This is a genomic window from Borreliella chilensis (assembly GCA_000808095.1).
GTDB classification, from domain to species: Bacteria; Spirochaetota; Spirochaetia; order Borreliales; family Borreliaceae; genus Borreliella; species Borreliella chilensis.
Map to the genome: position 1 here is coordinate 182,441 of CP009910.1, position 11,429 is coordinate 193,869.

Below are 11,429 nucleotides of genomic sequence, written 5' to 3' on the forward strand. Positions count from 1 at the left end.
GAGTTTAGAGTGGATTCAACATTCTCAGGAATAGAAATTGGTAAAAGAAGCTTATTTGCACATAAAGATGCTATGAATACAGTTGGTCACAACTTATCCAATGCCACAAAGCCTGGATATTCAAGGCAAAGGGTAACAATGAAAACCGAAATTCCTCTTTATGCTCCACAACTAAACAGAGCTAAAAAACAAGGACAATTGGGTCAGGGAATTATGGTTCAATCTATAGACAGAGTAAAAGATGAGTTACTTAACACAAGAATAATTGAAGAATCACACCGACTAGGATATTGGACATCACAAGACAAATTTATATCAATGTTAGAAGATGTTTATAACGAACCTGAAGATCAATCAATAAGAAAAAGATTAAATGATTTTTGGGAAAGCTGGCATGATTTAGCAAACCAACCGCAAGGTTTAGCAGAAAGAAAGATAATCTTAGAGAGAGGCAAATCTTTTTGCGAAGTAATAAGAAGTAGATTCCATTCACTTGAAAGAATATATATAATGGCAAACGATGAAATAAAAATTACAACAGATGAAGCAAACAATTACATTAGAAACATTGCAAATCTTAATAAACAAATCTCAAAATCTCAAGCAATGAAAGACAATCCAAATGACTTAATGGACACAAGAGATTTAATGGTTGAAAAATTAGGCAATTTAATAAATATATCAATTGAAAACAAACAAGATCCTAATGAATTTTTGGTTCACTCGGAAGGAAGGCACCTTGTACAAGGTTCAATTGCCAATGAGTTTAAACTAGAAGCCGCAAATGGACCTACTAGAACCAAATGGAACATTTTGTGGACAAATAATGACAAAGTTCATCTTGAAACAGGAAAGTTGGGATCTCTGCTTACTACAAGAGATGAAGAGATCCAAAATGAAATCAATGAACTGAATAATATAGCTATCAACATTGTAGAACTGGTTAACGAAATACATGAAGCAGGACACGGAATGGACAAAAAAAGTGGAAGAAACTTTTTTTCTCAAGAACTAAAGCTAACCGATGATCGCGGTAGATACGATACTAACTCAAATGGTCAATTTGATTCTGTTCATATTTTCAAAATTAATAGCACAAACGAAATATTCCCAGAAGAAAAATTAGGATTTTACGGAACTCTTAAATTTGAGGCTACAAATAGCAATGAAATCATAGAAATACCTTATAATGCTCCAGACACAGTTCAAGATGTTATAAATAGAATAAACAATTCCAGCGCACAAGTTACAGTAAGAATTAACTCAGAAGGCAAGCTTGAAATTAAAGCGGTTAAAGAACAAAAAGATGAAAACATAGAATTCAAAATCAAACATATAGAAGATTCTGGATTATTTCTAACAACATATACAGGAATATTAAATGTATCTGGACCTGAGGGAGCTTATGATTATAAAAATATTGACACAACAGACAAATTAACGCCCAAAGCTACCTATTCAATCTCGCCTCTAAAAAATCCTGCAGCATGGATAAAAGTTGCAGACATTATAGACTCAGACCCTTCAAAAATAGCAGCAGGGACCAGAAATCCAACAAATGAAATTTCTATTGGGGATAATGAGGCAGCACTGAGAATCTCCTCTTTTGGGAATTCTCAGATCATGATTGGTAAAAATTTAACATTAAATGATTACTTTGCAAATACAGCATCAAATATCGCAATAAAAGGGCAAATATCAGAAATAACAAAAGAAAGCCAATCTCAAATATTAAAAGATTTAACAGACTTAAGAATGTCTATTTCTGGAGTAAACAAAGATGAAGAACTTGCAAACATGATCGAATTTCAACAAGCATTCATTGCAGCAAGTAAATTTATTACTGTTTCTGCGGAACTAATAGATACAGTAATAAATAAAATGGGAGTATAAATATGATAAATAGAATAAGCCATCCATTAACATATGAAAATTTAAAAACCTCTGCAGCAGAGCAAGAGTCTAAAATCACGAAACTTTTAGAAAATTTATACAAAGGCGGCAAAAGGATTGTAAAACTAAGAAACGATCCAACAGGCGTTACTCACGCAATTAGACTAGATAGTGACATATTTAAGCTGAATGTCTACATGAAAAATATTGGCACTTCTAAAGGCAATCTAAGATATACAGAAGGCTACCTACAATCTCTTACAAATATTCTAACACGAGCTAAAGAAATTGCCATTCAAGGGGCAAGCGGCACTTACGAAGCGGATGACAAAAAAATGATATCAAAAGAAGTAAATGCCTTGCTCGAAGATGCTGTTGCAATAGCTAACGCTAAAGGACCTGATGGGTATAGTATATTCTCGGGGACCAAAATTGATGGAGAAGCATTTAAAGTAACTAGAGAGAATAAAATAAGCAAAATAAGCAAAGACGGTGAAGGGCCCCAAATAATCAACGTAGAATACAACGGCAACCAAGCTGAAAAAAAAACAGAAGTCTACAATGAAGTGCACATATCAAATAATTATCCTGGAAATAAAATATTTTTCTTGCAAAACCAAAATATTATCTCATCAATAAACACCAATGGATTTACCGTAAAAGAAAATACAAAAATTTATATTGACAATATTGAAATAGGATTAACAGCAGGAGATACTGCTCTTGACATTGTCGCAAAAATAAATGAATCTTCAGCACCCGTTGAAGCAAGTGTTGACCCTGTTTTAAACTCATTATCTATTAAAACTACAACTCCACACCAAATTTGGATAACAGAAGCAAAAGAATCAAATGTTTTGCAAACACTTGGAATAATTACTAAAAACAATGATACCAAACTACCTCCTTACAACCTTTCTAGCAGCACAGAAGTTAGAAGCAGATCTATTTTTGATGCGCTTATTGAGCTCAGAGACACACTTTACAATAATAAAGAAGAGCTTGTTGGAAGTAGAAGCTTGGCAGAAATTGATGAGAGCTTAAAAAGATTGCTTATATCTGTTGCAGATCTTGGAGCAAAAGAAAATAGGCTTGATAGAAGTTATGAGAGGATAAGCAAAGAAGCTGCAGACATGAAAGAGGACATGGTCCAATATACTGATCTTGACGTAACAAAGGCAATAACCAATTTAAACATGGCAAGCTTGGCTTATCAAGTATCTTTGGGGGTCTCTGCTAAAATAATGCAGACAACTTTATTAGATTTTCTAAAATAGAATGATAAATGGAAAAAGCATAGGATTTAATTTCCCTGAAGGAATACTTGGATTTGAAAACATTAAAAAATTCATAATAAAAGACTCTAAACATAAGCCTTTTTCTATTATGCAGTCCATCAATAAAGACGTAAGTTTTTTAGTAACATCTCCTTTTAATTTTTTAAGCGAATACTTACCAAATATTCAAGAAAAAGATTGGTCAGACATTAAAGCAAAATCAGAAGATGAAAAAGTTATACTATGTATAATTAATATGCATGTAAATGATTATAAAGACATTACAGCTAATCTAAAAGCGCCAATCATAATAAACAAAAAAAAATTACTTGGGAAACAAGCTATATGCACAGATGAAAAATACTCACTACGCCATAAAGTTTTCAAGGAATAAAAATGCTAGTATTGTCAAGAAAAGTAAATGAAAGTATTAAAATAAATTCTAATATTGAAGTTTTAATATTAGAGATAAAAAAAGATACTGTTAAAATAGCAATTAAGGCTCCTGAAAACATCAAGATATTTAGATCTGAAATTTATGAATTTATTATAGAAGAAAATAAAAAATCAATACTGAAAGACAAGTACAATATAAGCAAAATTAAAAATCTATTCAATCATTATTTTAAGAATGAAAATTAAGCTCTGCATCACTCGGCCTTATATAAAAAGGCCCCGATAAAATATCATCGCTTTTATGATTTTTTAAGTATTTAGCTATCCCAAGTTCTGTCAAAATTCTTCCAAAAGAATTTAAATCTTCAATTATTTTAAATTTATAATTGGATTCTTTACAAACACTCTCAAGATTGTTCCCAATAAGCACTGAATTTGGATCAACCTGACTTAAATATTCAAACAAATCTTCCCTAGAAACACACAAAACCTTTCCTATCAATTTGAAATTTTCATAACGCCCAATAAAATATTTACCGGCAGTAAAGGCTAAAACAATTACACTAGAATTGTTTTTAACTGAATTTGCAAAAACATCTAATGTAGAAATATTGACAAAAGGAATAGAAAGACCCAGGGCAAGACCTTTGACGAAACTCAGACTAATCCTAAGACCGGTAAAAGAACCTGGTCCACAAGAATTTACAATTAATTCAATTTGATTAAGATCAATGTTATTTTTAAATACAAAATCACTGAAAATTTTTGGAACACTAAAATTAAAATTTGATTTAGGTTCCACCAATGAAAAATTTTTATTGTTCACTTTGCAATGAACTATTAAGGCTTTATATGAATATTCAAATGCAAGCGCATTAACCATTAAATTCTATAACCCTGCCTGAATCAACTATTTTAAAATTTAAAGAAAATAGTCTATCTTTTGGAATAATATCGTAAACAATTTTAGGCCATTCAATAGCAATAATTGAATCAAGATCCATAAATATTTCTTCCCCCCCAATAAGCTCAAATTCTTCCAAAGAAGACAACCTATATAAATCAATATGATAAAACTTAAAATCTACAAAGTCATAAACACTAACAATATTATAAGTTGGACTTGTAAAATAAGAAATTCCAAGATTAAGGGCAAGCCCCTTTAAAAAGCTAGTTTTTCCAGATCCCATATCACCACTTAATGCAAATATCTTACTAATTGGTAAAGGAGAAAAAAAAGATTTGGAAAAATTTGTCATTTTCTTTTCTGATTTAAATTCTAAAATCAAGGAAGTTTACCTTTAAACTCCAAATCAATTACAAGTCTTTTAATCGCAACCATTAACTTTAAAACGGGATAATTTAAAAGATCTAAAAAATCAATAGTGATATGCTTTTCCCCCAAAGGTGTAGCCTCAATTACAAACTTTACTTTTTTGGTTTCTAGAATATCATTATACTTATAAACAACATCAGCAAAATACACATTTCTATAATAAATAAAACTATCTTGCTTCTCAATATTATCAAGAGAAATAAGCTGCACAATAATAATCCTTAAAATAAATTAAACTCCCAAAAAGCCAACATAAGAACATTTTTATTTAGCGCTATTTTTCAAGATGGAATTTTTATTCTTAACCTTTGAATTGCTTTTTAGCTATCATTGACTAAAAAATATTCAAATTCCCAATTTTAATGAGATGTCGCAAAAAAATAACTCTAATTCTTAAAAATTAAACCTCCCAGGAGTTTTTTTCTATTTTCTTATTTCTAAAACAACTTTTTTGAAAGCTTCAACATCTTCAATTGCCAAATTAGACAAAATCTTTCTATTAATCTTTATATTAGACTTCGACAAACCCTCAATAAATCTTGAATAACTAACCCCGATATCACTTAAAGCAGCTGAAATCCTTGAAATCCATAAACGTCTAAAATCTCTCTTTCTAGCTTTTCTATCTCTTGTGGCATACATCATACCTTTTCTCAAAGTATCCTTAGCCTTTTTGTAATTGCTCTTTTTTGTACCCCAAAAACCTTTTGTCTTTTTTAAAATTCGCTTACGCCTTGCAACATGCACTGTGCCATTCTTAACTCTAGCCATATCTATCTCCTAAAATTATTTTAACCATAAGGTAATAAAGTTTTAATTCTTTTAACTTCAAAACAAGAAAGATTGCCTGATTTTCTTAAATTTCTCTTACGCTTAGAAGATTTTTTTGTCAAAATATGCCTTAAATTTTGTTTTTTATGCTTAACCTTACCATTTACAGTAAAAGAATATCTTTTTTTTGCACTTTTACGTGTTTTCATCTTATTTGCCATTTTTATCCCCTTTAATATTTATTTTTTAAACTTAGGCGCAACAATCAAAAACATTGTCTTGCCTTCCATTTTAGCCGCAGACTCCAAAACATAATTTGTATCCCCTACTTTCTCAAGAATACTATTTAAAATACCATACCCCAAATATGTATGAGCAAGTTCGCGCCCTCTAAACCTTATTGTAACTTTAACTTTATTTCCATCTTTGAGAAAACTTAAAATGTTTTTTGATTTAAAATCAAGGTCATGAGCATCTATCTTAGGTTGCATTCTAACTTCTTTAAGTTTAATTATCTTTTGATTTTTCTTTTGCTCTTTTTGACGCTTTTCTTGATGGAATTTATATTTTCCATAATCAATAATCTTACAAACCGGGGGAGACACATTAGGAGAAACTTCAACTAAATCAAGTTCAGCTTCTTTTGCTTTTCTAATAGCATCTTCAATCAATAAAACCTCTTGTGTTCCATTTTCAAAAATAACTCTTACCTCACGAGCTTTAATTCTGTAATTAATTTTCAATTCCTTGTCACTTGATCTGGACCTATCCCTATCTCTATTGGCATTTCTATTTATCATCTAAAAAATATATACTCCTAAATCAATTAATAATGTATATTAATACTTAATTTTAATATACATTCACTAAAAAGTAAATTCTAAGAAAAATGTTTAGGAAAAGCAATACAATAAATATTAAATTAAACAAGTTTTTAGTCTATTGATTGATTAAAAACATGTTTAAAAGTAAAATTATACTTACAATGAGTTTATTTTTATTAACAAGTTTACCGATAGTATTAAAAATTTATATGAATACTCAGTTAAAGCAAACAAAACCAAAAAACACCCAAGCTCATGCTTTAATAATATTTTTTGCAATAACAATTTTTGCTTTTCTTTATTTAACTCAAGAATTTATCCTATACAGACCATTTGAATTAAATTACACATCAAGAGTAAATTTGGGAATTTCAATATTCATCAAAGATCACTTATACTACTATATATTCCCTTTATTAATATTTATATTTTTTTTTACTCTAAACGAAAATTCTCCATTTAAAAAAAATTTAACAATTCTTACATATTTCGCATTTGGACTAACATTTTCCAAAAACTTGGAAATAGTAATTTTAAATAGCAAAATTTTTGGAATCTACGAATATATTGAATTGCCAATACTTAATGCAATAGAATTAATACTATCAGCTGTAATCTTTGAAAAGAAAATTAAAAAATGCCAAAACTGCTCAACAAAAGAATACAAAATGATTTTTTTGCCTATCCTATTATTAGGATTATTTATTGCAACTTTAAAAACATTAATTCTAATCAATATGAGCATTTATGCTTTAATAATATTTGCATTAGTTTTATTATCTATTGCAATAAATAATAAACATACCAGGAAATAAAATGCCCAGCCCAAAAACGCTTACTATAATAGCGATGTTATCGATTTTAACACAAGGATGCAAAAAATCTTCAATCATTGAAAAACAATTTAATTACGCAATAATTTTCTCAGACGCAACTGAATATTTTTTTGAAATCCAAAAAACTCCATTCATAAAAAACGAAATACTGTTTATAAATGACAAAAATTTAGAAATTGCAAAAGACAGACTTGAAACAACAAAGAAAATACTATTAACCCACAAATCTAATAATGAAATACTAAATACCACAAGACTTAAAGAAAAAATTTTTCATTTATCAAAAATAAAATTTTCTCTAAAAAAATCTATTGATTTCTTGCTTAACGAAAACCCTACAAATCTCCAAAAAACATTACTATTGAGAGACAAATCCTTAAATAATGAAGACCTTGAATACTTGGAAAAAAAGGGTAAAGAAAAAAATGTTAATATTACGCTAATAAACGAAAGAAACATATCCTACATAAAAACATTAATTACTCCTGAAATAGAAACAATAATATTATTCTCCTTAAGGGATAATAATATTATTTTGAAAAAAATCTCAAATTCGCCTTTTTTCAAAAATATAAAATTTATATTAATTGGTAATACAAGAAAAGACCTGAACATTATTAAGCTAAAATACGCAATCACTCTTAAAGAATTTGATTTGATAAAAATAGTAAAAGATATTGAAAAAAATTTTCAATACGAATTTAGTATTTACAAGCAATAAGTACAACTAATAATAAAACGTGTAAATAAATAATTATAAATGAACAGCTTAATGCAATAATAAATCTTTAAAGCTATTGTAAAGAGCAAGAGTAACATCATCAACAGAGCAATTTTTAATCCTTGCAATCTCAAGACACACATATCCTAAAAACAACGGTGAATTTATTTTACCTCTTAATGGCACTGGAGCTAAAAAAGGACTGTCCGTTTCTATTAAAAGATCATTGGTATTTAATTTCCCAACAACAGTCCTTAAAGATTCTGAATTTCTAAAAGTTATATTGCCTGAAAAAGAAACTTTAAATCCTAAATCAATAAATTTTTTAGCACACTCATAAGTTCCCGAATAGCAATGCAATATACCTCTATTCAAAAAATTTAAAGACCTTACAATATTATAAGCATCATCATAGGCATCTCTTATGTGTAAAATAACTGGCTTTTTATATTTACTAGCCAAATATAACTGCTCTTCAAACATTTTAATTTGGAATTTCTTGTTATCTGCTTTGAAATAATCAAGACCTATCTCACCAACAGCAATAATATCCTCACTAATTAAAATTTTTTCAAGCTGATTAATATCATCTTTAAAATTATCATCTAAATTTAAGGGATGAATACCCGCTGTTAAAAACACATTAGAATAAGCGCTTAAAAGATTTTTTCTATTATTAAAATCATTAGGATGCAAACCAACGTCAATAAAATAAGAAAAGCCGTTTTTAAAACACTCGCTAATAATACAATTAACATCCAAAGATCTTCTCTTTAATTCATAAAAATGAACATGGGTATCTATTAATTTATCAAAAAAAATAGATTTTTCAGTTTCAAGCAAGCAGTCCATCATTCCATTTTTTTCCTAAGAACTGAAAGGTAATCAATAATAGCAACATTTCTCATGCCAAGATGTAAAAAGCTTGATAAAATATCAATAGCGTTTCCAATCTGCCCCAATGCTTCATAACATTCGGCAGCACTAACATATAATGTTGAATTTTTAGGGTTGTTTTTAATTAAACTTTTAATAGCTATTAATGCTTCTTCATATTTACCTTGTTCCTTTTGAAGAAGCGCAAGTCCAAGTATAGCAAACATATCAAAATCAACATCAAGGGCTTTTTTATAATAAATTTGAGAATTTTCATAATCATTCAAATATCGATACGCATCTCCTACTCTTGTAAGAACCAAATTGTTTTTTGGATCTTTTTCAATAATATTAAGCCAATATTTTAAAGCCTCTTTATATTCCTTATTCCCCCTGTAACAATCAGCAAGTCCAAAAATAGCATAAAAATTGCTAGGCGAAATTTCTAAAGCTTTTTTAAAAAAATAAATTCCTCTGGTAAATTCCTTTAACTTACGATAACAATTACCAATTGAAGTTAATACTCGAACATCAACTTTAGATTGATTTAATTCATACATTTTAAGCCAATACTTTAAAGCCTCCTTATATTCTTTAAAGTCGTAATACAGATGGCCAATACCTACAAGCGCATAATCATTCTCAGGCATTAATTCCATTACCTTAAGATAAGTTTGCTTGGATTTTTGAAAATTTTTTAACTTCCTATAAGATGAAGCAACTCTTGTCAAAACCGTTATATTCTCAGAGTCATATTTTAAATACTCTTCCCATACATCTGTAGCTTTTTTGTAATTATCCAAATTTCTATAACAATCTCCAAGTCCAAAAAGAGCATAATTATTGCTTGGATGCTTTACAAGACATCTTTGATAATAAACTATTGCTTTATCGTAGTTATTCTTCTTCCTTTCAACGTCGCCAAGTCCAACAAGAGCATAATTATTCTCATTATCCTTTTCAAGGATATCAGAAAATAAACTTTCTGCCTCAGAAAGCCTTTCTTCTTTGATTAACTGATACCCTCTTTTTGATTTCTCAGTGACATCAAGAAGCTGATCATCAGAAATGCTTGAAAGATCTCCCAAATCATCCAAAAATTTTTCATTCAACATAAATACCCCTTTTAAATCGGTTTATCAAAGATATAACTTTAACCATCTTGAACACACCACAAATAAATAATACGTAAAGCTCAATTTAGATACAAATACAACAAAACCGAATGCAACTTTAATATCCAACTTAATAACATTCATTATATAAAAAAACATGAAAAAAATATAATTTATTCCATAAAAACAGCTTTTAAAAAACTGTTGAAATAAAACATAAAAAAGCGTCCTAATGCAAAACTTGATAAAAGTCTAACAAAAAAAATTAAAATTAATATAAACTATTACTATCTTTCAGGAGAAATCATAATGCTTTTAGAAAAATTAAATTCAGCAACAAGTAAGATTAAATCGATAGAAGAAAAATTGCAAGATGCAAATCTAATTAAAAATCAAAAAGAGTATTCGAAAATAATAAAAGAATACACATATTTAGAAAAAATAAATACTAAAAAAATTGAATACGAAAAAATATTAAGTCAGATTAATGATAACAAAAGCATCTTAGAAAAAGAAGAGCAACAGGAAATGAAAGAACTAATCAAACAAGAAATCATTGATCTGAGTAAAAAAAAAGAAGAGCTTGAGCATCAAATAAAAATGCTACTATTGCCTCAAGATGAAAATGATAGTAAAAATATAATAATTGAAATTAGAGCTGGAACAGGTGGAGAAGAAGCTGCTCTTTTTGCAAATAATCTATATAGTATGTATATAAAATATTCAGAGAAAAAAAAATGGAAAACAGAAATTATAAACTTCAATGAAACAGAACTTGGGGGATTTAAAGAGGTAATCTTTGAAATTAAAGGAAAAGATGTCTTTAAAAAATTAAAATACGAAAGTGGTGTTCATAGAGTGCAAAGAATCCCTGTAACAGAATCTAACGGAAGACTTCAAACCTCAGCTGCCACAGTGGCAGTACTACCTAATATTGAAGAAACTGAAATTGATATTAATGAAAAAGATTTAAGAATTGATGTTTATAGATCATCTGGAGCTGGTGGACAACACGTCAACACAACCGATTCTGCAGTCAGAATAACACATCTGCCAACAGGAATTGTTGTACAGTGCCAAAACGAAAGAAGCCAGCATAAAAACAAAGATCAAGCAATGAAAATACTAAGAGCAAGACTTTATGAATTTGAAGATTCCAAAAAACAAGAACAAAGATCAAACAATAGAAAACAACAAGTTGGCTCAGGAGATAGATCTGAAAGAATTAGAACCTATAATTTTCCTCAAAATAGAATAACAGATCATAGAGCAAACATTACTCTTCATAAGCTAGAAGAATTTATGCAAGGAGAACTCGATTCGCTTCTTGATCCTTTGGCAATAGAGCTCCAAGAACAAACATTAAAAAATAACAACATATAAT

Annotated in this window: 15 protein-coding genes; 7 read left to right on the plus strand and 8 right to left on the minus strand. The window is 28.9% G+C overall.

What is annotated here, in order from left to right:
* Nucleotides 1-9: 9 nt before the first annotated feature.
* The 4 genes from OY14_00875 to OY14_00890 are packed head-to-tail and all read left to right on the plus strand — an operon-like array spanning nt 10 to nt 3,812.
* Nucleotides 10-1,893, plus strand: a complete 1,884-nt coding sequence (locus tag OY14_00875) for a flagellar hook protein FlgK (protein AJA90014.1) — start codon at nt 10-12, stop codon at nt 1,891-1,893.
* A 2-nt stretch (nt 1,894-1,895) separates the two neighbouring features.
* Complete coding sequence (locus OY14_00880; GenBank protein ID AJA90015.1) at nt 1,896-3,170, plus strand: flagellar hook protein FlgL; 1,275 nt, start codon at nt 1,896-1,898, stop codon at nt 3,168-3,170.
* 1 nt (nt 3,171) lies between these two features.
* On the plus strand, nt 3,172-3,564 hold the full coding sequence (locus OY14_00885) for a flagellar assembly protein FliW (GenBank protein ID AJA90016.1): 393 nt from the start codon (nt 3,172-3,174) through the stop codon (nt 3,562-3,564).
* Nucleotides 3,565-3,566: 2 nt separating this feature from the next.
* Nucleotides 3,567-3,812, plus strand: coding sequence for a carbon storage regulator (locus OY14_00890; protein ID AJA90017.1), 246 nt, complete (start codon nt 3,567-3,569; stop codon nt 3,810-3,812).
* On the opposite strand, the gene OY14_00895 is transcribed toward OY14_00890, so the two are convergent.
* From OY14_00895 to OY14_00920, 6 genes are all read right to left on the minus strand, one after another.
* Nucleotides 3,796-4,449, minus strand: a complete 654-nt coding sequence (locus tag OY14_00895) for a glycoprotease (protein AJA90018.1) — start codon at nt 4,447-4,449, stop codon at nt 3,796-3,798. The genes OY14_00890 and OY14_00895 overlap by 17 nt on opposite strands.
* On the minus strand, nt 4,442-4,855 hold the full coding sequence (locus OY14_00900; GenBank protein AJA90019.1) for an ATP-binding protein: 414 nt from the start codon (nt 4,853-4,855) through the stop codon (nt 4,442-4,444). The genes OY14_00895 and OY14_00900 overlap by 8 nt, the downstream gene beginning before the upstream one ends.
* A complete protein-coding gene (locus tag OY14_00905; GenBank protein AJA90020.1) occupies nt 4,852-5,112 on the minus strand; it encodes a hypothetical protein in 261 nt (86 codons plus the stop codon). The genes OY14_00900 and OY14_00905 overlap by 4 nt, the downstream gene beginning before the upstream one ends.
* 213 nt (nt 5,113-5,325) lie before the next feature.
* Nucleotides 5,326-5,673 (minus strand): 50S ribosomal protein L20, encoded by a 348-nt coding sequence (locus OY14_00910; GenBank protein AJA90021.1) that lies wholly within the window; start codon nt 5,671-5,673, stop codon nt 5,326-5,328.
* A gap of 20 nt (nt 5,674-5,693) precedes the next feature.
* Nucleotides 5,694-5,894 carry a 50S ribosomal protein L35 gene (locus OY14_00915; GenBank protein ID AJA90022.1) on the minus strand — a complete coding sequence of 67 codons (201 nt, stop codon included), beginning with the start codon at nt 5,892-5,894 and terminating at the stop codon, nt 5,694-5,696.
* 18 nt (nt 5,895-5,912) lie between these two features.
* Nucleotides 5,913-6,473 (minus strand): translation initiation factor IF-3, encoded by a 561-nt coding sequence (locus OY14_00920; GenBank protein AJA90023.1) that lies wholly within the window; start codon nt 6,471-6,473, stop codon nt 5,913-5,915.
* 185 nt (nt 6,474-6,658) lie between these two features.
* On the opposite strand from OY14_00920, the gene OY14_00925 reads away from it, so the two are divergent.
* Entirely contained in the window at nt 6,659-7,312 is a 654-nt protein-coding gene (locus tag OY14_00925) for a membrane protein (GenBank protein AJA90633.1), read from the plus strand.
* Between the two features lies 1 nt (nt 7,313).
* On the plus strand, nt 7,314-8,054 hold the full coding sequence (locus tag OY14_00930) for a hypothetical protein (protein ID AJA90024.1): 741 nt from the start codon (nt 7,314-7,316) through the stop codon (nt 8,052-8,054).
* 48 nt (nt 8,055-8,102) lie between these two features.
* On the opposite strand, the gene OY14_00935 is transcribed toward OY14_00930, so the two are convergent.
* Together OY14_00935 and OY14_00940 are read right to left on the minus strand one after the other, a co-directional pair.
* Entirely contained in the window at nt 8,103-8,909 is an 807-nt protein-coding gene (locus OY14_00935) for a hydrolase (GenBank protein AJA90025.1), read from the minus strand.
* Nucleotides 8,906-10,045 carry a hypothetical protein gene (locus OY14_00940; GenBank protein AJA90026.1) on the minus strand — a complete coding sequence of 380 codons (1,140 nt, stop codon included), beginning with the start codon at nt 10,043-10,045 and terminating at the stop codon, nt 8,906-8,908. The genes OY14_00935 and OY14_00940 overlap by 4 nt, the downstream gene beginning before the upstream one ends.
* Nucleotides 10,046-10,354: 309 nt before the next feature.
* Between OY14_00940 and OY14_00945 the strand changes: the two genes are divergently transcribed.
* On the plus strand, nt 10,355-11,428 hold the full coding sequence (locus OY14_00945) for a peptide chain release factor 1 (GenBank protein AJA90027.1): 1,074 nt from the start codon (nt 10,355-10,357) through the stop codon (nt 11,426-11,428).
* The last annotated feature ends 1 nt before the right edge of the window (nt 11,429 follow it).